Source organism: Pseudodesulfovibrio sp. JC047, from assembly GCF_010468615.1.
In the GTDB taxonomy this organism is placed as follows: Bacteria; Desulfobacterota; Desulfovibrionia; order Desulfovibrionales; family Desulfovibrionaceae; genus Pseudodesulfovibrio.
Genome location: NZ_WUEH01000009.1, coordinates 100,644 through 122,593 on the forward strand (window position 1 = coordinate 100,644; position 21,950 = coordinate 122,593).

18 protein-coding genes and 1 tRNA gene are annotated in these 21,950 nt (G+C 51.2%); 4 read left to right on the forward strand and 15 right to left on the reverse strand.

Annotated features, from left to right (window positions below):
- Positions 1-5: 5 nt before the first annotated feature.
- Positions 6-1,454 carry a threonine synthase gene (gene thrC, locus GO013_RS07830; protein WP_163809884.1) on the reverse strand — a complete coding sequence of 483 codons (1,449 nt, stop codon included), beginning with the start codon at positions 1,452-1,454 and terminating at the stop codon, positions 6-8.
- Positions 1,455-1,640: 186 nt separating this feature from the next.
- On the opposite strand from thrC, the gene GO013_RS07835 reads away from it, so the two are divergent.
- The gene (locus GO013_RS07835) at positions 1,641-2,513 is read left to right on the forward strand and encodes a patatin-like phospholipase family protein (RefSeq protein ID WP_163809885.1); all 873 of its coding nucleotides are present in this window, start codon (positions 1,641-1,643) and stop codon (positions 2,511-2,513) included.
- A 97-nt stretch (positions 2,514-2,610) separates the two neighbouring features.
- On the opposite strand, the gene GO013_RS07840 is transcribed toward GO013_RS07835, so the two are convergent.
- From GO013_RS07840 to GO013_RS07885, 10 genes are all read right to left on the reverse strand, one after another.
- Positions 2,611-3,108 carry a DUF456 domain-containing protein gene (locus GO013_RS07840; RefSeq protein WP_163809887.1) on the reverse strand — a complete coding sequence of 166 codons (498 nt, stop codon included), beginning with the start codon at positions 3,106-3,108 and terminating at the stop codon, positions 2,611-2,613.
- 8 nt (positions 3,109-3,116) lie between these two features.
- On the reverse strand, positions 3,117-4,406 hold the full coding sequence (locus GO013_RS07845; RefSeq protein WP_163809889.1) for a phenylacetate--CoA ligase: 1,290 nt from the start codon (positions 4,404-4,406) through the stop codon (positions 3,117-3,119).
- A 21-nt stretch (positions 4,407-4,427) separates the two neighbouring features.
- Entirely contained in the window at positions 4,428-5,882 is a 1,455-nt protein-coding gene (dnaB, locus tag GO013_RS07850; RefSeq protein ID WP_163809891.1) for a replicative DNA helicase, read from the reverse strand.
- Entirely contained in the window at positions 5,851-6,396 is a 546-nt protein-coding gene (gene rplI, locus GO013_RS07855) for a 50S ribosomal protein L9 (RefSeq protein ID WP_163809893.1), read from the reverse strand. The genes dnaB and rplI overlap by 32 nt, the downstream gene beginning before the upstream one ends.
- 12 nt (positions 6,397-6,408) lie before the next feature.
- Positions 6,409-6,672, reverse strand: coding sequence for a 30S ribosomal protein S18 (gene rpsR / locus GO013_RS07860; RefSeq protein ID WP_128327797.1), 264 nt, complete (start codon positions 6,670-6,672; stop codon positions 6,409-6,411).
- A gap of 11 nt (positions 6,673-6,683) precedes the next feature.
- Positions 6,684-6,974 (reverse strand): 30S ribosomal protein S6, encoded by a 291-nt coding sequence (gene rpsF / locus GO013_RS07865; protein WP_163809895.1) that lies wholly within the window; start codon positions 6,972-6,974, stop codon positions 6,684-6,686.
- A gap of 281 nt (positions 6,975-7,255) precedes the next feature.
- Positions 7,256-8,152, reverse strand: coding sequence for a phosphoribosylaminoimidazolesuccinocarboxamide synthase (locus tag GO013_RS07870; RefSeq protein ID WP_163809897.1), 897 nt, complete (start codon positions 8,150-8,152; stop codon positions 7,256-7,258).
- A 37-nt stretch (positions 8,153-8,189) separates the two neighbouring features.
- Positions 8,190-9,494 (reverse strand): histidinol dehydrogenase, encoded by a 1,305-nt coding sequence (gene hisD, locus GO013_RS07875; RefSeq protein ID WP_163809899.1) that lies wholly within the window; start codon positions 9,492-9,494, stop codon positions 8,190-8,192.
- A gap of 229 nt (positions 9,495-9,723) precedes the next feature.
- Positions 9,724-11,088 (reverse strand): outer membrane homotrimeric porin, encoded by a 1,365-nt coding sequence (locus tag GO013_RS07880; RefSeq protein ID WP_163809901.1) that lies wholly within the window; start codon positions 11,086-11,088, stop codon positions 9,724-9,726.
- 839 nt (positions 11,089-11,927) lie between these two features.
- The gene (locus GO013_RS07885; protein ID WP_163809903.1) at positions 11,928-13,325 is read right to left on the reverse strand and encodes an outer membrane homotrimeric porin; all 1,398 of its coding nucleotides are present in this window, start codon (positions 13,323-13,325) and stop codon (positions 11,928-11,930) included.
- A 256-nt stretch (positions 13,326-13,581) separates the two neighbouring features.
- On the opposite strand from GO013_RS07885, the gene uvrC reads away from it, so the two are divergent.
- Positions 13,582-15,420, forward strand: coding sequence for an excinuclease ABC subunit UvrC (gene uvrC / locus GO013_RS07890; protein ID WP_275406341.1), 1,839 nt, complete (start codon positions 13,582-13,584; stop codon positions 15,418-15,420).
- Here the strand turns inward: uvrC and GO013_RS07895 are convergent.
- Complete coding sequence (locus GO013_RS07895; protein ID WP_163809906.1) at positions 15,417-16,094, reverse strand: metal-dependent hydrolase; 678 nt, start codon at positions 16,092-16,094, stop codon at positions 15,417-15,419. The genes uvrC and GO013_RS07895 overlap by 4 nt on opposite strands.
- A 1-nt stretch (position 16,095) precedes the next feature.
- Entirely contained in the window at positions 16,096-16,671 is a 576-nt protein-coding gene (locus tag GO013_RS07900) for a UbiX family flavin prenyltransferase (RefSeq protein WP_163809908.1), read from the reverse strand.
- Positions 16,672-16,833: 162 nt separating this feature from the next.
- On the opposite strand from GO013_RS07900, the gene GO013_RS07905 reads away from it, so the two are divergent.
- Positions 16,834-16,910 (forward strand) — tRNA-Arg (locus tag GO013_RS07905).
- A gap of 184 nt (positions 16,911-17,094) precedes the next feature.
- Here GO013_RS07905 and GO013_RS07910 read toward each other — a convergent pair.
- The gene (locus tag GO013_RS07910) at positions 17,095-18,435 is read right to left on the reverse strand and encodes a sensor histidine kinase (protein ID WP_163809909.1); all 1,341 of its coding nucleotides are present in this window, start codon (positions 18,433-18,435) and stop codon (positions 17,095-17,097) included.
- Positions 18,436-18,437: 2 nt separating this feature from the next.
- Positions 18,438-19,304 (reverse strand): ABC transporter substrate-binding protein, encoded by an 867-nt coding sequence (locus GO013_RS07915; protein WP_163809911.1) that lies wholly within the window; start codon positions 19,302-19,304, stop codon positions 18,438-18,440.
- A 792-nt stretch (positions 19,305-20,096) separates the two neighbouring features.
- On the opposite strand from GO013_RS07915, the gene GO013_RS07920 reads away from it, so the two are divergent.
- Positions 20,097-21,941: a UbiD family decarboxylase gene (locus tag GO013_RS07920; RefSeq protein ID WP_163809913.1), complete on the forward strand. Its 1,845-nt coding sequence runs from the start codon at positions 20,097-20,099 to the stop codon at positions 21,939-21,941.
- The last annotated feature ends 9 nt before the right edge of the window (positions 21,942-21,950 follow it).

Consider the following 21,950-nt stretch of genomic DNA (forward strand, 5'->3'; position numbering starts at 1 on the left):
TCCGATTATTTCTTTTCGAGACCGAGTTTTGCCACGACTTTTTCAGCGGTGTTCCGGGTGTATTCTTCCGGGGACAACGCCTTTTTTTCTTCGGGCGAAATGACCAGTTCCGGGGTGTTGGCCAAGGTCATGTCCGGAGTAATTTCGAATTCGGCAGGGAAGCTGTTGTCAAAGTACATGTTCTGGAAATCCACGAATTTGAGCTGATGGGCAGTGGAATCGAGAATGCAGAGTTCTTCGGGGGAGACCAGGCCGAGTTCCAACGCGCGTTTGGCGCCAGCAAAGGATTCGCCGCCCTGAGTGCAAGCGATATGGCCGTTTCGGTTGGCCTGGATCATGGAATCCATGATTTGTTGTTCCGTGACTTGGAGCACCTGGAAAGCGTCGGAACCACCAATCGCTTCGAATTTTTCGGCAAAATATTGGACGCGAGGGAACGAAACCGGGTTGCCGATCATGGCTGCCTGCGCCACAGAGGCGGACACGGTTACTGGTTCGTACTGGCGTTCCTTGGGATCGTCTACAGCATAGTAGCGATAAACCGGATCGGCGTGATGGGATTGGACCCCGAAAATTCGTGGCAGGTCGGAGATGATATCCAATGCATGGAGTTTGAGGAAACCGGCCATGATGGCGGTGATGTTGCCGGCATTGCCGATGGGCACGAAAATGCATTTGCCTTTCATGTCCCAGTCAAACCACTGGGCGCATTCAAACGCATAGGATTCCTGTCCGAGGATGCGCCAGGCGTTCTTGGAGTTGAGCAGGGCCACTCGATAATTGTCGGCCAGATGTTCGACGACCTTCATGCAATCGTCGAAGACCCCGGGGACTTCGAGCACGACTGCGCCGGACCCAAGCGGTTGGGCGAGCTGTGCCGGAGTGACTTTGCCGTGCGGCAGGATGACAACGGATTTGATGGCACCGCCCACGTAGGACGCATACAGGGCCGCTGCTGCGGAGGTATCACCGGTGGAGGCGCAGACCGTCAGGATTTGATCCCAGTCATTTTGACGGATCAGTGAACGAAGGTAGGAAAACCCGCAGGCCATGCCACGATCCTTGAATGAAGCGGATGGGTTTTGACCGTCGTTTTTGTAGGCGGTGGTCAGCCCGGATTCGCTATTTAGAGTCGGGCTGGATTCGATAACAGGGGTATTCCCTTCACCAAGATAGACGATGTCTTCTTCTTCCAACACTGGGGCCATGAGTTCGTAAAAGCGGAAAATGCCGCGTAGTGCGGTTTTCTTGGATGCGGCACGGGTGTCGAAAAGAGTTCGCCATTGAGCACCGGATGTCTTTTTCAGCTCGTCGAAGCGGAGGTTGTCGAGCAGGAAAACACCACCGCAGTTCGGGCAGGTGTAATGCAGTTCATCAGTGGGGAATCGTTTGCCACAACCGAGGCAGAAGTATTCCATATGTCCACGATATGAGGGAAAAGAATCGGCAGTCATTGGTCCATCCGGTATACATTTTTAAGGTTCATTGATCCGTGCCATTTCAACGGACCACACGTTTACCTAAAAGTCCATGCTGTGCAAGTCAAATTGTCCATGAATTGCTGTCCGGCATTGACCTTTTTGTCGGGGGACCTATAAAAAGAGCAGAATGGTCACAATGAAATGAGGAACAGATTCTCTATGAAACAGCGAAAAACAGTCTCACTCGTGCTCGGAAGTGGTGGAGCCAGAGGGCTTGCGCACATCGGTATCATCCATTGGCTTGAGGAAAACGGGTATGAGATCAAGTCTATCACCGGCTCGTCCATGGGCGCGTTGGTCGGTGGCATGCATGCCATCGGTCAGCTCGATGAGTTTGAGAAATGGGTCCGGGGCATTACCAAGACAAACATGCTTGCTCTGCTTGATTTTGCCATGGAAAGTAATGGGTTATTCAAGGGAAATCGTATTATTGACACCCTCAAGAATTTGGTCGGTGAAAAGCTGATTGAGGAAATGGATATTTCCTTTACTGCCGTGGCAACGGATATCGAGTCGGCCAAGGAAGTGTGGATCGACGAGGGACCATTGTTCGAGGCGATTCGGGCGTCAATTTCATTGCCGCTTTTTTTCACGCCGTACAATTATCACGGCGTTGACCTGATTGATGGCGGAATTCTCAATCCGGTGCCTATTGCGCCGACTTTTAGTGATCACACGGATTTGACGATTGCGGTGAATTTGTGTGGTCGGCCTCGGGAAGGACTTGCCTTGCCGGGCGAAGAGGAGGAAGAAACGTCCATGGTGAGTCAGGCCATTGCCGAATTTACCGGGAAAATCAAATCCTCATTGCCGCATGTCCGCAATGGCGTGAAGGCCCGGAATATCGTGTTGCAGTCGTTTGATGCCATGCAGGGAACCATTGCCCGACAGAAGATCGCGGCGTATCCGCCGGATCATGTCCTTGATATTCCGAGGAACCTGTGCATGATTCTCGATTTTGACAAGGCCGTACCATTGATTCAATTCGGCCATGATTTGGCTGCGGAAAAGCTGGCCGGGGTGCTTGAGTAAAGAGGCATGTCGGTTCACAGTTTTTGGGGACGATATACCCATGTAAAAAAAGGCTGCCCTGTGTTCAGGGCAGCCTTTTTGTTTTTTTTTTGTGTGGTCAGGGCCAGATTTTGGGGATGGAGATCACCACGATGGTTGCGCCAATGGCTGTTTTGACCGTGAATCCCAGGGCCTTGCCAACAAAGGCTCCCTTGGCGGCAAGCAGGGCTTCGGGTCGGGATCGACCAGGCATTTCAGCAATCAGGCAGCCGAGATACGCACCGCCAAGCGCACCGATGAGCGCGCCAAGACCAAGAAAGAAGGGAGCACCGAAAATGGCTCCGGCAATGGCCCCGATGATACCACCGACCGTTCCTCGGGTGGATGCACCATATTTTCCGGCATATCGGGCCTGAAGAATGAATTCCAGGGCTTCAGCCACGGCCGCAATGATCGCAATAACAGCGACAAAAGTCCATGTCATGGAGTCTGGGTAAATATATTTCCACAGCGAAATCAGCGCGATGGCGATCCAGTTCGCAGGCAGGCTGAAAAGCTGCAATGCCTGCGTCACGATCAGGCTGAGGATGAGAAAGACGGCCCAGACATAGTCCATGAATGAGGCTACTCCGTGTCCCGGTTGTCGATAACCCGAACGGCTTTCCCGGCGGTTTTTGGAATGGAGTCATGCTGACACAATTCCACGCGCGGGGTGAGCAGGATTTCACTGCACAGTCGTTTGGCGATTTTCTTCTGCAATCCCTGCAAGACACGCATGTCTTCGACAAAGTATTCATCCTTGATTTCGACCTTAACCTTCATTTGGTCGGACACACCTTCGCGGACCAATTCGATGAGATAGTTCTGGCCGACTTCCGGCATGGACATGAGGCATTGCTCGATTTGCATGGGATAAATGTTCACCCCTTTCAGGATCATCATGTCGTCGGCGCGGCCAGTGATGCGGTCGATACGACGATGGGTACGGCCGCAAGGGCATTGACCGGGGATGAACCGGGTCAAATCCCGGGTTCGATAGCGGATGATCGGCATTCCTTCGCGTCGAATCGTGGTCATGACCAACTCGCCAATCTCGCCTTCCTCGACATGTTTGCCGGTTTTCGGGTCAATGATTTCAGCGATGTATGCGTCTTCCCAAAGGTGCATTCCGGTTTGATGGACACATTCGAAAGCCACACCCGGTCCGTTCATTTCGGACAGACCATATGAGTTATAGGCCTTGATATGCATCATTTCTTCAATTTTGGCCCGGGCTTCTTCGGTGTGCGGTTCGGCACCGATAAGGGCAATGCGCCACGGCATGTCCTCGGTGTTGAAACCAGCGGCTTGCACCTGTTGCGCGAAGTACAGCGCGAAAGAGGGGATGATGTGCAGGACAGAGACATTGTGGTCACGAATGAGCTTGATTTGGCGTTTGGTATTCCCTGCGCCGGACGGAATAGTAATCATGCCCAGTCGTTCAGACCCATAGTGAATGCCCAGTCCTCCAGTGAAGAGTCCATATCCAGACATGTTTTGCAAGGTATCGGATTTTCTGCATCCGCAAGCGTACATGGATCGGGCCATGAGTTCGGCCCAGGTGTCCAGGTCCTTTTGGGTATAAAAAATGGCGGTTGGTGTGCCGGTGGTGCCCGAAGAGGCGTGCATTCTGACATACTCTTCCAAAGGCAATGTCAGCAGACCGTGTGGATACTGGCTTCGAAGATCGTCCTTGGTGGTGAATGGAAGGGTGGTGATATCGTTGACAGTTCGGATGTCGTCGCAATTGAATTCGGCCAGACGTTTCGCATAAAAAGGCGATTTTTTGGCGTTTTCAATGGTCTTTTTGAGGCGTTCGACCTGGAGTTGTTCCAGTTCGGCGCGGTCCATGGCCTCTACTGAATCGAAGTACATGATATTCGCTTGTGCTTGAGGTTAGTTGTTTTCTTCGTGAAATCCTTCGGGAAGTTCTGATGGATACACCGTGGCGTCCATGTTCTCGAATGCAGTGAATTCTTTTTGAAAGAATAATTCGCATCGGCCTGTGGGGCCGTTACGCTGCTTGCCGATGATAATTTCAGCCTGGTTCTTGAGCGGGTTATCCTCGCTCTTGTTGTATGCGGCATCCCGGTAAAGAAAAATAATGATGTCAGCATCCTGTTCGATAGCGCCTGATTCACGGAGGTCGGACATCATGGGATGTTTGTCTGTGCGTTCTTCAACTTTACGGTTGAGCTGTGACAAGGCGATGACCGGGATGTTCAATTCTTTGGCCAGTGCTTTGAGGTGTCGGGAAATATCAGAAATTTCCTGCTCGCGAGAGTCCGGTCGGGCACTGGAGCGCATGAGCTGGAGGTAATCAACGACCACCAATCCCAAATTGTGTTCGGCCTTGAGCCGACGGCAACGGGCCTGCAATTCCAAGGTAGACAGGGCGGGGGTATCGTCGATGAAAATTGGTGCATTGGTGATGACGTCGGCCGCATCCTGCAAGTCCAACCAGTCCTGATCTTCAAGAAAACCGGTTCTCAAGTTGCTGAGGTGGACTTTGCTTTGCACAGCAAGCAGGCGGGTCATCAACTGTTCCATGCTCATTTCCAATGAAAAAACAGCGGTGGGACATTCGGAACGAGCCGCGGCTCGGAGGGCGACGTTCAGGGCAAATGCCGTTTTACCCATGGAGGGACGACCAGCGATGATAATGAGGTCCGAGTTCTGCAACCCGGCGGTCATGTTGTCGAATTCCGTATAATGGGTCTGAATGCCTGTGACGGCTGATTTGTTATTGAATTTTGCTTGCAGCTCTTCAAAGACTTTGTTGATGAGCTGGTTGCTGGGCATCATGCCGCGCATTTCTTTGCTTTGCGCGATCTTGAAAATTTCTTTTTCTGATTCGTCCAGGACTTCGTTGACGTCACGGGATGAAAAACAGTTGGAAATGATGCCGCCGGAAATATCTATGAGCCGACGTAGGATACATTTATCACGAACAATTTGACCATGATACAGCGCATTACTGGCACTGATGACTGAATCGGACAGTTCCGCGAGGTACACTGGACCTCCGACAGAATCGAGCGTGCCATCCTGTTCGAGCTGGTTGGCAACCGTGACGACGTCAATCGGTTTGTGCGAGTCGTACAGTTCGGTGAAAGCTTTGAATATATCTCGATGGGCAGGTGAATAGAAATCGTCTGAATTTACAAGGTCCACCAGTTGATGAAACATGCTTTCGGATTGGAAAACACCACCGAGAACGGCTTGCTCCGCATCCAGAGAATGTGGGGGAACTTTACGGACGAGATCGGAGGAGACCCTATCGAGGGTCTCCTCCTGATGAGCGTCATATCGGCCTGATTTAGGCCTCTGTTGTTTCGGCGTTTTCGGCATTCTCTACGGATTCCTCAACGGCCTCAACCTTTTCTTCGGCGGGTTCTTCAATGTCTTCGACAACCGGACCACCGTGACGGAGGACGGAGAGCTTCAGCTCGCCGCGCACATCGGGGTGCAGCCGGATTTCGATATCATATTCGCCCAAGGCACGAATGGGATCGGGCAGCAGGATTTTGCGGCGATCAATATCGATGCCAGCAGCTTCCATGGCGTCGCCAATGTTGGATGTGGTGACAGAGCCGTACAGCTTGTCGCCATCACCAACGCGCACTTCGATGGAAACCGGAGTGGCGGCGATTTTGTCTGCCAGGCCCTGAGCCCGGGTGCGAAGTGAATCAGCCTGTTCCTGCAGCTTGCGGCGTTCCAGCTCAAAAGCTTTCAGGTTGGCTTTGGTGGCAGGCTTGGCAAGTCCCTGAGGAATCAGGTAGTTGCGGCCGTAGCCGTCCTTAACGGTAACGATGTCTCCGAGGCGACCCAGAGAATCGACATCGGCGCGTAAAATAAGTTTCATATGTCCTCCCCCCTACATGGAGCTACGCTTTTTCACATCAGTGCTGTGAACGGTGGTGTAGAACAGGAGAGCCATCTGACGGGCGCGCTTGATTTCGTTGGTCAATCGACGCTGATGCTTGGCACAGGTGCCAGTGATGCGACGGGCAATGATCTTGCCGCGTTCAGTGACGAAATCGCGAAGGATATCAGGGCGCTTGTAATCCAAAGGCAGCTCTTTGTCCGCGCAAAAGCGGCAGAACTTTTTCCTCGGGGTGAATTTTTTGCGAAATGCCATAGTGAAACCTCCTAGGCAGCCAGTTTGACGGTCATGAATTTGAAGATGCCGTCGGTGATGCGGATGTTGCGTTCCAGTTCGGCAACCAGTGCACCGGGAGCGGTGTACACGAGGCGTACATAGTATCCACGGGTCTGCTTTTGGACGGGGTAGGCCAGTTGGCGCATGCCCCAATCATCGGTCTCAACCATTTTGCCGCCTTCACGATCCACGATGGTGGTGAGGGTTTCCAGGAGTTCTTTCCTGTTTTCCTCAGCCAACTCCGGGGAGAGAAGCACGAGCGTCTCGTAGTTGTTAGCCATTCTTTAATTCTCCTTTTGGTCATTGGCCCTGCTCCACAGTTTGGAGGAGGGCAAGGCAAGAGAAGATAAATAGGTGTATTTACCGTACCTGTCAAGTCGGAACGGGAAGCCTATTTCTTCTTTGAAGTCTCTGTTTCGTCTTCTTTGGGCGGCGTCCAGCCGCAGCGATCATTCGAAGGGCCTCAACCGCCTCCACCGAGTTTGCCTCGGACCATTCGTCCGATCACCAAGCCAAGGGCGACCAATCCGATGAGTTGTACCCATTCCGGCATATGCGTCTCCTATACGTTGAGGTCTTCTCCTGTCAGCATTTTGTAGGCTTTCAGGTAGTTGGCTCTGGTTTGAGCGGCGATATCCTCGGGAATCCGGGGTGCTGGCGGTTGCTTGTTGAATCCGATTTCCTCCAACCAGTCACGGAAATACTGCTTGTCAAAACTGGGTTGTGGCTGGCCTGGTTCATATCCTGCTTCAGGCCAGAATCGGGAAGAATCCGGGGTCAGAGCTTCATCGATGAAGATGAGTTCATCATCCAGCAAGCCGAATTCAAATTTGGTATCGGCAATGAGGATGCCGCGTTCTTTGGCGTAATCACGGGCGCGGGTGTAGATATCCAGCGTCAGTTTTTCAACCTTGCGCAGCATTTCCTCCCCAAGCAGGTCCGCTGCCTGAGCGAGCGTGATGTTTTCATCGTGGTCGCCGATTTCCGCTTTGGTGGAGGGCGTGAAGAGGGCTGTCTCCAGCATTTCGGATTCTTTCAGATTGGCGGGCAGGTCGTGGCCGCAGACCGTGCCGGTTTTCTGATAGTCTTTCCAGCCAGAACCGGTGATAAAGCCGCGGACGATACACTCGATGGGAAGCGGTTTGGCCTTTTTGGCCAAGACGCTCCGGTCTTGAAGCATCGCTTTGTATTTGTGCAACGGTTCGGGATAGTCATCCACATTTGTGGCGAGAATGTGGTTGGGAACCAGGTCTTCCATCATTTTCATCCAGAAGAGGGTGATCTGATTCAGAACTTTTCCCTTGTCTTTGATGGGGTCGGGCATGACTACGTCGAATGCGGAGAGCCGATCCGTTGTCACGAGGAGCAACGTGTCAGCGTCAATCTCGTAGATGTCGCGGACTTTTCCTTTGGAAATGAGTGGATATTCGGTGATATTGGTTTCCAGAACGCCTGCCATGAGTCTTCCCTCTCTCTATATTTATAGTAATGGACGGTTATTTGATGCGTTGTTCCACGCTTCGGGCGTGGGCTTCAAGGCCTTCCAGCCGAGCCAGCCGGGCGATTTTGTCACCGTGTTCGGAAACATAGTTCGCACTGGTTGCGATCACACTGGATTTTTTGCAGAAATTCTGCACGGACAATGCGGATGAAAATCGGACTGTGCGCAGGGTCGGCAACACATGGTTCGGTCCGGCAAAGTAGTCTCCTACTGGTTCAGGCGCAGTGTGTCCCATGAAAATGGCTCCGGCATGGTGGATCGAGCCGAGCATGGACCACGGGTCAGCAATCGAAAGCTCCAGATGTTCGGGAGCGAGCAGGTTGATCAGGTTCGCGCCGGTTTTCAGGTCTGGAACCGTTATGATAGCCCCCCAATTTGTGAGGGATTTCGAGGCGATATCCTTGCGAGGTAACCGGGCGCATTGTTCGACCAATTCCTTTTTGACGTTGGCAGCCAGTTCGGTGCTCGGTGTGACAAGGATGGCTGCGGCCAATGGATCGTGTTCAGCCTGGGAGAGCATGTCTGCCGCAACCCATTCCGGCGTGGCGGAATCGTCGGCTAAAATGGCTATTTCACTGGGACCGGCAACCATGTCGATGCCGACGTGTCCAATCAATTGCGATTTGGCGGTGGCAACAAAGATATTGCCGGGACCAGCCAGCATGTCGCATGGAGCAATCGTCTCCGTGCCGTATGCCAGCGCGGCAATGGCCCATGCCGATCCGGCCAGATAGATTTCGTCCAATCCGAGGAGGGCGGCGGTGGCGAGAATATGTGGGTTCAGCGTCCCGTCTTTTCGTGGGGGAGAGGTGACGGCAATGGAACCGACACCGGCCACCTGTGCCGGGACCGCATTCATGATGAGGCTGGAAATGAGTGGTGTTTCACCGCCTTGTCCGCCGGGGACATACAGACCAACGCGTTCGATAGGGCGAACCATTTGGCCGAGAATGGTGCCGTCAGCGTCCGTGGTCCACCAGGATTTTTCTTTTTGGTTGGTATGAAAGGTCCGAACGCGCTGGATGGATTCTTCAAGAATGGCCACATCGGTGTCCGGGATGGCGGCCAAAGCCGCTTTCAGAGCCTCTTTCGGAACACGAATGTCCGCTTTTTCCTGCGAATCGCAATCAAATTTGCGGGTATATTCCACCAGGGCGTCATCGCCACGTTCTTTGACGGTGTTCAGGATATCCCGGACCAGGGTGTCCACTTTGGTGTCCGGGTCTTTGCGTTGATCGAGCCATTCGCGGATGGCCTGCCAATCGTTGCGAGTTGTATAGTTCAATGCTCTACACGGCATGGTGACCTCTATTCGAGTGAGAGTTGATGTCCAAGTGCTGGATAGTAGCGGAGGGTGTGTCAAAAGTCGAGTCTGACAGCGGAGATTCCCGAACGGGAAATGAGTCTTTTCATACTTTTTCGATGTAACGAGTGAATGTAGAAAATAAAAAGAGGACCGGGGTTTGCACTCCCCGGCCCTCTGGCGTTCCTTGGCGATTAAGCGTTAGCGCTTAATGTTCTAAGCGAACTTAGAACTGGTAGACCATGCCGATCTGGAATTTCCAAGCGTCGCCGCCGTCTTTCTCAGCACCCCAAGCGTCTTCGTCGAGGTCGAGATTGACGTAACCGATGCCGTTGTACATGGTCAATTCGTCGTAGATTTTGTACATGGTGTTGAAGTCAACTTCCCACATAGCGTCGTCTTCGGTCAGAGTAGCACCGTAGACTTTGTTGGCCATTTTCTTGTCGTTGGTACCCTTGGCGTACACGATGTGAGCATCGTGAGTCAGGCCTTCAGCGAAGGACTGGATGCCAGTAGCGGACAAGGCAACGGTGTGGAAACCGATGTTGTCTTTGTCGCTGTCAAGGTCATCACCGGTGATCAAGCCACCGCCGAACCAGAAGGAGCCGATAGCCCAGTCGTTGATCTGGGAAGGCAGACGCTCGGAACCGTTGGTTGCGTCGTCGTCTTCACCAGTGGTGTAGGCGTAGGTCAGGGACAGGTTCATGAAATCGAAGCCAGTGTAATCAACTGCAACGTCGAACAACCAACCGGAACGGTCGTACTGTTCTTTGTCGCCGGACACGGAACCGTAGTTCAGGTCAGCGGAGACAACGAAGGGATCGAACATGGTCATAGCGAAGCTGGAACCAGCCCACCATGCGTTTTCGATGCCGTCAACAGGAGTTGCACCAGCGGTCTGGTTGGTCATGCCGGCGATTGCGTTAGCAGTGCCACCAGCATTGACGCCCATGGGGGCATACATGAAGAACGGAGACACGGAAAAGCCTTCGAAGTTCATGGGCAGAGCAACGATCCAGTTATCAATAGCGGAATCGTCGGAAGCGGAAACAGCAGCATCGGTGTTGCCATCGGCAGCACGAGCGAAGCCACCAAGAACACTGATGTTCTCAGTGATCGGGGAGCTCACCAACACACCAGTGGTGCGGGCATTCAGGATCATGCTGGCGCCACCAACAGCGGCGGGCAGGCCGATGGGCATGAGACCGGCTTTCACGTTGACGGAAGTGCCGGGCCAGTTGAAGTCCAGGTAAGCATCACGCAGGTCAATGGTGTTGGCTGCGCCGGAACCGGACTCATCAGCCATCATGCCACCCTGACCCCAGTCGCCACGGACGGAGCGGAAGCCGATGACAGCTTTCAGGTTCTCGTTAGCGGTGACGGTGAAGTACAGGTCAGCACGCTGACGGATGTTCATTTCTTTTTCGGATTTGGCAACATTGTCGTTACCAGCAGCGAAGTCCCAGTTGTCACGCCATACAGCGTTGACCAGAACGTTACCGGAAATGGTAACTTCGGGAGCTGCGAAAGACGTTGCAGCCATGCCCAGGACCATGGTCAGGGCAACTGCAAGCAGAGTCAAACGTTTCATTATAAATCTTCCTTTTTTTGCAATTCAAAAACCAAGGGAACGCCTCAATCGAGCCTTTTCCTATCGCATGAGTTTCCTTTTGGCAAGAAAATAGGCCGTGAAAGTCGAAAAAAGTATAAATTTTTTTACCGTATAAAAAATGAATTGTTTTATGCAAAAAATATTATAATAATGAAACAAAATTGCTATTTACGCAATTTCATATCAGATTAGTATCTATTAATTGGTACGGGCTTTTATGTAAAATATTGTAAAACTGTTGCAAAAAAACGACACTTCTGGAGTGGTAAAGTTCAAAATTTTTGTCTGTTGTTTTTTTGAGAGCTTTTGTTGTGCAATGCGACCCTGTTAGAAGTGGGAAAGAGTGAAGGAAATGGCGACCGCTACAGGCCTTTTGTCAAGGAGTGCTGTCTTGGTGAGCGTGTCGAGAAGTGGGGCCATTTAAATTCGTTGTGAGGAGAGGCTAGGCTGTGTGGTGTGTCGTGGAGGGTGGTTATTGAATCCATTAGGAGAATGACCAAGAAAGGCTTGGTTGAAGTCTTTATGGCTGTTGGTTTGGAGAGGGTGTCGTTTGATTGTTGAAATTTGTTTTTGTCCGCCACCTCGTTGCTGACTCTGGAAGGAGGGATATGGAATGAAGGGGGGGGCTTAGAGGAGAGGTGAGCAGGACGTTCAAAAAGTGTCCATAGGGTATGGCTCATGTCAGAGAGTAGGTGTTTCCACTTCTCGGTATTTGATTCTTGAAGTGGGCATAAAAAGAGGGCCGGGGTTTGCATTCCCCGGCCCTCTGACGTTCCTTGGTGATTTAAGCAGTTATGCTTAAGCGTGTTCTAATGAGATTAGAACTGGTAGACCATACCAAGCTGGAACTTCCAAGCGTCGCCACCGTCGCCATTGCTATCAGCACCAGTAGCCCAAGTGTCTTTGTCGTAGTCCAGATTGATGTAGCCAATACCATTATACAGAGTCAATTCGTCATAAATCTTGTACATGGTGTTGAAGTCAACTTCCCACATGGCGTCTTCTTCGGTCAGAGTCGCACCATAGACCTTTCCGGTCATCTTCTTGTCGTTGGTACCCTTAGCGTACACGATGTGTGCATCATGAGTCAGGCCTTCAGCGAAGGACTGGATGCCGGTCGCGGACAGAGCAACAGCGTGGAAACCAATGTTGTCGGAATCGCTATCCAGATCATCACCGGTGATCAAGCCACCGCCGAACCAGAAGGAACCGATTGCCCAGTCATTAATCAGCACGGGCAGACGTTCGGAACCATTGGTCGCGTCGTCGTCTTCACCAGTGGTGTAGGCGTAGGTCAGGGACAGGTTCATGAAATCGAAACCAGTGTAGTCCAAAGCGATGTCGAACAACCAACCGGAACGGTCATAGATTTCTTTTTCGCCATCAACTGTACCATAGTTCAGGTCAGCTTTCAGGACGAAAGGATCGAACATGGACATGGTGAAATCAGTACCGAGCCACCATGCACTCTTAATAGCATCAGCGTCATAAATGGAGGGAGTTTGTCCACTGTATGCGCGGTTGGTCAGGCCGACAACAGCTGCATCAGCAGCCAAGCCAGCATTGACACCCATGGGGGCATACATGAAGTACGGAGACATTGCGAAGCCTTCGAAATTCAAAGGCAGAGCAACGATCCAGTTATCAATAACGGAATCGTCGGTTTTGCTTACAGAAGCGTCGTCATTTGCATCACCTGCACGGGCAAAGCCAGCGAGGATGCTGACGTTGTCAGTGATCGGGGAGCTGACCAACACACCAGTGGTGCGGGCATTGTGAACCATGCTGGCGCCACCAACAGCGGCGGGCAGGCCGATGGGCATGAGACCGGCTTTCACGTTCACGGATGTACCAGGCCAGTTGAAGTCGATGTATGCATCACGCAGACCAATGGTGTTCTCGGAAGGAGTTCCACCGGAGGAGTCGGCGAGCATGCCTGCCTGACCCCAGTCGCCACGGACGGACCGGAAGCCAAGAACGGCTTTCAAATTTTCGTTTGCGGTGACGGTGAAATACAGGTCAGCACGTTCACGAATGTTCATTTCTTTACTGGATTTCTCGACGCCATCGTTGCCGCTAGCGAAGTCCCAGTTGTCGCGCCATACAGCGTTCACCAGAACGTTACCGGAAATGGTAACTTCGGGAGCTGCGAATGACGTTGCAGCCATGCCCAAGACCATGGTCAGGGCGACTGCGAGCAGAGTCAAACGTTTCATAATAAATCTTCCTTTTTTTGCAATTTGAAACCAAAGGAACGCCTTAACTTGTTTCCGAATATCGTATTTCAGCTGTTTTGACAAGTATCACAATGAAAAAAAGAGGAAAAAGTATAATTTTTTTTACTCTATCGACAATGACGCTTCGTAAAGGCGAATTCTATTCGGATAATTCCATATTTCAAGGTGTTGTGAATATTTTATCGGAAGATGATTTGTTGATCAAAATGCCGTATACTTGATTTCAGGAGAAAGCTTGTTGAAAAAAAATATCCCCCACATAGAGCCGAAGTTCAAATTTTTGGCCGCTGATTTTCCGGATACGCCCGGGGTCTATCTGATGAAGAATGACGCAGGGCGTATTCTGTATGTTGGCAAGGCCAAGCGGTTGCGGAAGCGGCTGGCGTCCTATTTCCGGGCTCTTGACAAGCATACGCCCAAGACCGCTGCGTTGGTCAGTCATATTCGATCCATTGATATCTTGTTGACCAGTACCGAAAAGGAGGCGTTGCTTCTTGAGTCAGGGCTGATCAAAAAGCATCGTCCCCGATATAACATCGTGCTCAAGGACGATAAACAATACGCCTTGTTCAAGCTGGATAAACAGGCGGAATTCCCGCGTCTTTCAATTACCCGTAAAGTCGTGCGCGATGGATCGGTCTATTTCGGCCCGTTCACCTCCGCATCCGCAGCCCGAACCGTGTGGAAATTGTTGGGGAAGGTCTTTCCCCTCCGAAAGTGTACGGATACGACGTTCAAGAATCGGGTTCGGCCTTGTTTGTACTACGACATCCATCAATGCTGGGCGCCCTGTGTGAAAGACGTGGATCGCTCTTTATATAATGATATGGTTCAGCGAGTGGAAATGTTATTGTCCGGTCGCAGTTCGGAACTGGTGGATTCGTTGACCCGGCAGATGAAAGCTGCGTCAAAGATCATGGCGTTTGAAAAGGCTGCTGTTTTTCGCGATCAGATTCGGGCGGTGAAAAAGACCGTGGAAGGACAGGTGGCGGTCATTCATGACAATCGTGATCGAGACGTGATCGGCTTGGCCCAAAGCGATCAGGGACTTGGGCTGGGGGTGCTGTTTGTGCGTCAGGGGCGGCTTCTTGATGAAAAGCAGTTTTTTTGGCCCGGCCTGACATTGGATGAAGGTCCCGAGGTTGTGGAAAGTTTCATTGCCCAGTTTTATGGGCCGGGGCGATTTATTCCTTCCATGATTCTTGCGCCCTATGACTGCGAAGATTCACCGCTTTCCGAAGTCTTGGCCGAACGGGGTGTCGGGAGTGTGCGTATTGTCTTGCCGCAGACGACCAAGGAAAAACAGTTGATCGGATTGGCGCGGAGTGTGGCGGCGCAGGCCCGTGAAAGGAAAGAGACCATCTCAACCCGGTTGCAGAAGGTTTTGCGCTTGTCCGAGGAGCCGGTGAGAATCGAGTGCATTGACGCGTCTCATTTGTCGGGTTCGAATATGCGGGTCGGGCAGGTGGTTTTCGAGGATGGGCGACGAAATCCGGAAGCTTCACGGATATATGCCTTTCCCGAGTTGGATGGGACGGGCGATGATTATGCCGCTCTTGCGGCTTGGGCCAAACGTCGGATCGAATCCGGTCCGCCATGGCCGGATTTGGTGCTCCTTGATGGGGGACGGGGACAACTTTCCGCCGTTGAAGCGGCCTTGGCCAAATGTGTCGATGATGGCTGTTGGGAACTGGCTTCCATTGCCAAGGGGGAATCCCGTCGGGCCGGGGAATTGGGCGATTTCATTTTTCGACCGGGCCGCAAGAATCCCATGCCGCTCAAGCCTGGCAGTGCCGAGTTGCTTTTCTTGCAGAAAATGCGGGATGCCGCGCACCGCTTTGTGATCGGACGTCAGCGCAAATCGCGGAAAAAGGCGGTCCTGAGCAGTGAGTTGACGTCATTGCCCGGAATTGGCCCGAAAACAGCTCGGATTCTGTGGGATCGCTTCGCTTCTCTTGATGATATGCTCGAAGCCGAGAGCGCAACGATTCGTGCGTTGCCCGGTATTGGCCGGAAACGCGCAGAGAGTATTCACACGGCCTTGCAGTCGCTTAAGGCATCGAGAAAAGGCTAGATTTCGAAGGGCGTATCTATCGCCAACGTCAAAAGCTCAGTGTCTGGAGCAGTCAGGGCCAGTTGTTCGGCCATGGCTTGGGTGTTTTGATCCAGAATGGGCCATGTTCCCCAATGTTGCGGGATGATTTTTTTGCAGCCGAGCAATTTGCAGGCATAGGCGGCCTGTTTGGCGTCCATGGTGAATCGTCCGCCGATTGGCAGCATGGCGATATCGATATCATGAAATTTGCCGAATAGTTCCATGTCACCAAACAATCCGGTGTCCCCTGAGTTGTAGATACAGAGTCCGTCTGAGTCGGTGATGATGAACCCGGCCGGAGAGCCCGTTGCAGCGGAATGCATGGCTTGGACCATTTTGATGTCCAGCCCGTGTCGGGTGACAGTCCCACCAATGTTCATGCCGACCCCGAGGTGTTCAGGGAGACCGAGGCCGATGAGTTCCTGAATGACGTCAAAAATGGCTACGACTTCGGCATCGTGTTTGATGGCCAATTCCAGTGCCTGTCCGATGTGGTCCGTGTGGTCGTGTGTGACCAGAATGAGTGAACAGTCCTGAATGTCCTTGTATGATGTGGTCGCACTGGGGTTGCCGACGAAAAACGGATCAATGAACACCGTTGTGTCAGCGGTTTTGAGTCTGAAATTTGCGTGACCGAACCATGTGATCTCCATTCTATGACTCCTTTTCTCCCCACCGTGTGAACAGCTCGTGGGGGATGTCCAATTGATCGAGAATTCGGCCGGCCAGATGATTGGCCATGTCCTCGATGGTTGCCGGACGATGGTAAAAGCCCGGACTTGCCGGTACTATCACAGCTCCGGCCTTGGCGACCGTGAGCATGTTTTCCAAATGGATAATGGAGTAGGGCGCTTCTCGCGGCACCAGAATGAGTTTTTTCCGTTCCTTGAGCGTCACATCGGCAGCCCGATGAATGAGTGTGTGACCGAAGCCAGTCGCCACAGCGGACAGGGTCGCCATGGAGCAAGGGCAGATAATCATGCCGCTGTGCCGCCATGAACCGCTGGCGGGTGGGGCCGCAATATCATCTGCGGCATGGACGGCAGAGGCTCCGTGAGTCAGCGCGTCCATGGAAAAGTCTGTTTCGAGAGTCAGGACTTTTTTGGCTGCATCAGAAATGATGACATGCAATTCAATGTCGTTTCGGTGACCAAGGGCGTTGACCAGTGAGGCTGCGTACAATGTGCCGCTTGCCCCGCTGACTGCGAGTATGATGCGTTTTTTTGTCATTGTTTTCCTACTGAAATGTCTTTTTGCCATATAGACTTTTTTTAGACTTTTTTGCAAGTGAAAAGAACAGATGGGTATTTCATCTTTTTTTCAATTCTTTTTTCCGAGAGACGGGTCGAGCCTTGACAAAGAAGTGTGTGGAGTATAGCTACACCTTCTCACGGGCTATTAGCTCAGCTGGATAGAGTGCTTGCCTCCGGAGCAAGAAGTCACAAGTTCGAATCTTGTATAGCCCGCCATAGAAATCATGGACTTACGTGCATATTGCGCGTGAGTCTTTTTCTTTTTTTCCCCTCTTTCTCTTTTTCTCGCCGTTTCGTTGTTGTAAGTGTTTGAGTCTTCACGAGTTTTTACACTTTTTTGAAGGCGTGAGATAAAAGAAAAGACCCCACCGGAATTGGCAGGGCCTTTGAAAACATGATTTTATGCTGTTGGAAAGGGGAATCGGGCATTGATCGTACACCCTTTGCCTATGTCGCTTTCTATGGAAACAGTCCCGCCTTCGGCCTCGACCCGTTCACGAATGTTGATAATTCCGTTTCCCAGTCGTGCCTTTTCAAGGATAAAACCCTGTCCATCATCCGAGATTGAGATGTGAACGCCGTCGTCAAGGCATTGTATTGCAACGTCGATGCTCGTCGCGTTTCCATGCCGTTGGGCGTTATTACTTGCTTCCTGAACAATGCGGAAGATGGGAATGTAGAGCGTGTTCGGAATCGTTTCGTTTGTGCATTTCAGGGAAACGGTACTTTTCGGATGCAGGGAATGGTTAAAAAACCATCGCAAGGCATCTTTCAAGCCTCGTTCATCCAGAATCGCAGGATGCAGGTCCTTGACAATGGATTGGATCTCTTCGTGAGCCTGGCTGAGATGCTGGATGACGTTAGGCAACACCTCCGCCTTATTCGTCATGTCCTTTGACAACAGTTCCAGTTTGAGCCGGACCCCGATCAATGTCTGAGTGATCCCGTCGTGCAGTTCTCGTCCGATGCGTGCCTGTTCCTTTTCCGTTGCATTGAGCAACCGTTTACGGGAAACTGTCAATTGTTGAAGCCGATCAAGCATCGCATTGAATGAGATCAACAACATATTGAGTTCATCGTGAGCCTCGGTTGTTTCAATGCGTTTTTTGATGTCACCTGTCGAAACGATCTTGGTCGCGAGGTATATTTTACGAAGTGGGATCATGATGGCTTTCCAGAAAACAGTCAGCCATATCACAATGAAAAAGATACTCACTATTCCTATGGCAAAAAGATACACCATCCTTTGTGTCCGGATGTGTTCGATATACAGGTACGTGCTTTGGGCCATGATATTGGCCTTTGTCACGAGTGCATTGAGTATCAGCGCAAGTTGTGTGCGGTTGTAATATTGAACTGTATTGTATTCCTTTTCGGAAATGTCGGTGCCACCTGTGCGGTATGTGCGGATTGTCGTTTGAAAGGCATCATTAACCTTTTTGAGTTCTGTTTTCATCGACGAGACATAGGACGCAACTCTTTTGGGTTGCATGTCGAGATCATGATGAATCTTTTCCATCACGATATCCCATTGCCTTTTGATGCGGATATGATTGTCCTTCGTCAATTCGGCAGAGATCCTATACAGCGTGGATGCGTCGCGTGTTAAATCATACGCCTGATGGCTATCTGCAATGGCTTCGCCAATCGAGCTGCTTGTCGTGACAAAGGTCACGGCAAACGCCGTCAACGCGAGAATGACAATCGCAAAGAGTATTGAAAGTTGTGCTTTGATTTTCATGTCTAATGAATGAAAGTGACTGCATCAGGAGCCGCTTTTTTGAGTGGTTTTGGATCGACATAATCGAAGTAATTGCGTGAAGTTTCTCGCTCGACGAAATGCTTGTCAATGGCCCATGTTTCCATGGTTTCCATGGCCAGAAGCAGGGATTGACGCAACTTGAGGTCATAGGTGATTTCTTCGATGGCTTCCTGGGCTTTTGGCAGGGGATAGTTCTTTGATTTCGAGACGATTTCAATGCATTCTTCAGGGTGTGTCTTCAAGAATTCCTGGGCTTTCAATATCCCTTTGAAAACTTTGTTGACCATATTGGGATGCTGTTTGATCATTTTTCGATTCATCATCAATACGAGAAGTTTCCGAGCCATGTTTTGACTTTGGAAAACTTTCCATTTCCCTTTGCCAAGGGCTTTTTTCGAACTTTCGATAGGTTTGCCATGTTGGAAGACCGCGTCAACCTGTCCGGCTGCAATGGCGATGGGCATCTGTTTTTTGCTCATGGTGACAACCGTGACCGCATCTTGCGGGATACCATTGAAGCTCAGTTGCTTGTAAAGAGCAAAGTGGTCGAATGCCCCTATGACCGCGACCTTTTTCCCTTTGATATCGGAAAATTGAGTGATACCGGAAGCGTTTCTCGTGAGCAGTTTCAACTGATTGTCCGTGTAAGAAATCGTGCCGACAATGGCATGTTTTTTCGGGTCGAATTGGTCGGAAAAGATGATGGTGTTGGGTGAGGTTGTTCCGATATCCACGGTCCCATCGAGGAAGGCGTTCAAGGCGTCAATGCCGTTTTTGTAGACAACCATTTGAGTGTCGGTATCCTGAATGAAACCCTTGGCAATGGCGATGTCAACCGTGATGGACATGGCCCCTGCTCCAGATGAAAAAGAGAGAGGAGAGGTTGCCATTGCAGGGGAGCTTGCAGCGGTAAGAACTATAATGAACAGTGTAATAAGGGCTTTTTTCACGGCGGATATCCTTTTTGATTATTTGGGATGCATATACTTTGTGTGAACTATTTGCACAAGTGCAAAATGACCGGTACGCACGATCTTCTTTTTGTGAGAAGACGTGTTATACCAAGGTATTGATTTTTGGAGCCTTACGGTTGGTTAAGAGATTCTCTGGTGTGTTGGGAAAGGATGAAAGGGGCTGACGATGGGGCAATTCGAGAAAGAAGTGTAACCGGTGTGTTTTTTGAAATTATAATTCAAAAAAAAAGAATGGTATGGTGCAGTACACGCTGTGAGTTTTGATTATGGAGGGGCTTTGATGCGGACAGTGAAACCTATTTCAAACAAATGTCACGAATGCGTTTTCTTCCATAAACGATGTGTTCTTGGACACAGGCGGCCTTGGAATTCTTTGACGTGTGATGATTTTAGGCCGTATTGTCTTATTTGTCCGTATCCGAAAGAATTTTGTAACACCTGCCGTAATCGTGCATCTCGAAAAATGAAGCCGCTTGAAGGGGGAACCAAATCCTTTTTCAGGCAGCATGACACGCTCCAATTCGAGTGCGTTTGGCAGATGCCAAATCTTTAGTAACTCATGATATCATATCTGGAGGCCGGTTCTCGGCCATTGTGAATCTCCGCTTAACTTTTCTTTTTTTTCCGTCTAGATTAATGCGCCACATGTAACAAAACGGGAATCTCATGGGATACAAGAATACTCGCGAGTGCCTTGACGCACTCGAAGCCAAAGGGGAATTGGTTCGCATTGATGCGTGCATGGACGCCACTATCGAAATAGGTGCGATTCAACGACGGGTTTTTCAGGCCGGAGGTCCGGCTCTGCTTTTCAACCATGTGAAAGGGTGTCGTTTCCCGATGGCTGCCAATATCTTTGGGACCATGGAACGGATGCGGTTCATTTTCAGTGACACCATTGATATGGTAGAACGGTTGATGAAGCTCAAATTGCATCCTTTGGAAGCCCTTAAACATCCCCTGAAGTATCTCGGCGCGCCTCTGACAGGATTTCATACCATCCCCCGACGGGTTTCTTCCGGTCCGGTCATGGATAATGAAACCGTTATTTCTTCTTTGCCGCACCTTGTTTCCTGGCCCATGGATGGTGGTGGGTATGTCACCTTGCCGCAAGTCTACACCGAAGAGCCTGATGCGCCTGGGTGTACCCGGTCAAACATGGGTATGTATCGCGTTCAGCTCACGGGCAATGAATATGTCCCGGATGAGGAAATCGGGCTGCATTATCAAATCCATCGAGGCATCGGGCATCATCACGCCCAGGCTTTACGCTCGGGAAAACCGCTCAAGGTGAATATCTTTGTGGGCGGCGCTCCGGCCATGACTTTGGCCGCTGTCATGCCACTTCCCGAGGGTTTGCCTGAATTGTTTTTTGCCGGAGCCATGGCCGGGCACCGTATTCCCATGATTCAACGCAAGGGCGAGTTGCCGATTTCTTCTCAGGCCGATTTTTGTATTTGTGGAACAATGCTGGATGGGGTGGAAAAACCCGAAGGCCCGTTTGGCGATCATTTGGGCTATTACAGTCTTGCCCATGATTTTCCTGTCCTCAAAGTGGACAAGGTGTACCACCGTAACGATGCGATTTGGCCATTCACCACGGTTGGCCGTCCGCCGCAGGAAGATACCATGTTTGGTCAGTTCATTCATGAATTGACCGCTGACCTTGTGCCGTCTGTTTTTGCCGGAGTTCACGAAGTTCATGCGGTGGACGCGGCCGGTGTCCATCCCTTGCTTTTGGCCGTCGGCAGTGAACGATATGTCCCGTATGCCAAGGAGCGGCAGCCCCAGGAATTGTTGACGAATGCCTTGTCCTTATTAGGCAACACCCAGACATCGTTATCCAAATACGTTCTGATCGCCGCTCGAGAGGACATGGACAGCGGCGCGACGTGTCATGACATTCCCGGATTTTTCCGGCATATGTTGGAGCGCGTTGATTTGAAGCGTGATTTGCATTTCATTACCCGGACGACCATTGATACCCTGGATTATTCCGGTATCAGTTTGAATCAGGGGTCCAAGTTGATCTTTGCCGCAGCCGGAGCAGTCAAGCGAGAGCTTGGCACGGAATTGCCTTCCGGTATTGAATTGCCACGCGGTTTCCGTGATCCGCGGGTCTTTGCGCCCGGAATTTTGATTCTCAAAGGCCCAAAACATCGGCGTAAGCGCGATCAGCAAGACCCGGCGTTGGACCGTATTGGTGAACGGTTGAAGGCTGTTCGAGGTCTTGAGAAGTTCCCCATGATTGTTGTTGCTGACAACGCTGGATTCACGGCAAAGAATTGGGAAAATTTCTTATGGGTGACGTTTACTCGCTCTGACCCGGCGACTGACATATACGGGGTGGGTGGATTTACCCATGCCAAGCATTGGGGAGCTGACACGGCCATTTTAGTGGACGCTCGGCTCAAGACGTATCATGCACCGCCGCTCGACCCAGACCCGGATGTGGAAAAACGGATTGATGCCCTTGGCGCAAAGGGCGGGCCTTTGTACGGAATCATATAGCTGTGGAGA

Coding starts and splice junctions, on each gene's coding strand:
- thrC (WP_163809884.1), bottom strand. CDS start 1,454: ATGACTGCCGATTCTTTTCCCTCATATCGTGGACATATGGAATACTTC.
- GO013_RS07835 (WP_163809885.1), top strand. CDS start 1,641: ATGAAACAGCGAAAAACAGTCTCACTCGTGCTCGGAAGTGGTGGAGCC.
- GO013_RS07840 (WP_163809887.1), bottom strand. CDS start 3,108: ATGGACTATGTCTGGGCCGTCTTTCTCATCCTCAGCCTGATCGTGACG.
- GO013_RS07845 (WP_163809889.1), bottom strand. CDS start 4,406: ATGTACTTCGATTCAGTAGAGGCCATGGACCGCGCCGAACTGGAACAA.
- dnaB (WP_163809891.1), bottom strand. CDS start 5,882: ATGCCGAAAACGCCGAAACAACAGAGGCCTAAATCAGGCCGATATGAC.
- rplI (WP_163809893.1), bottom strand. CDS start 6,396: ATGAAACTTATTTTACGCGCCGATGTCGATTCTCTGGGTCGCCTCGGA.
- rpsR (WP_128327797.1), bottom strand. CDS start 6,672: ATGGCATTTCGCAAAAAATTCACCCCGAGGAAAAAGTTCTGCCGCTTT.
- rpsF (WP_163809895.1), bottom strand. CDS start 6,974: ATGGCTAACAACTACGAGACGCTCGTGCTTCTCTCCCCGGAGTTGGCT.
- GO013_RS07870 (WP_163809897.1), bottom strand. CDS start 8,152: ATGGCAGGCGTTCTGGAAACCAATATCACCGAATATCCACTCATTTCC.
- hisD (WP_163809899.1), bottom strand. CDS start 9,494: ATGCCGTGTAGAGCATTGAACTATACAACTCGCAACGATTGGCAGGCC.
- GO013_RS07880 (WP_163809901.1), bottom strand. CDS start 11,088: ATGAAACGTTTGACTCTGCTTGCAGTTGCCCTGACCATGGTCCTGGGC.
- GO013_RS07885 (WP_163809903.1), bottom strand. CDS start 13,325: ATGAAACGTTTGACTCTGCTCGCAGTCGCCCTGACCATGGTCTTGGGC.
- GO013_RS07895 (WP_163809906.1), bottom strand. CDS start 16,094: ATGGAGATCACATGGTTCGGTCACGCAAATTTCAGACTCAAAACCGCT.
- GO013_RS07900 (WP_163809908.1), bottom strand. CDS start 16,671: ATGACAAAAAAACGCATCATACTCGCAGTCAGCGGGGCAAGCGGCACA.
- GO013_RS07910 (WP_163809909.1), bottom strand. CDS start 18,435: ATGAAAATCAAAGCACAACTTTCAATACTCTTTGCGATTGTCATTCTC.
- GO013_RS07915 (WP_163809911.1), bottom strand. CDS start 19,304: ATGTCCATCACGGTTGACATCGCCATTGCCAAGGGTTTCATTCAGGAT.
- GO013_RS07920 (WP_163809913.1), top strand. CDS start 20,097: ATGGGATACAAGAATACTCGCGAGTGCCTTGACGCACTCGAAGCCAAA.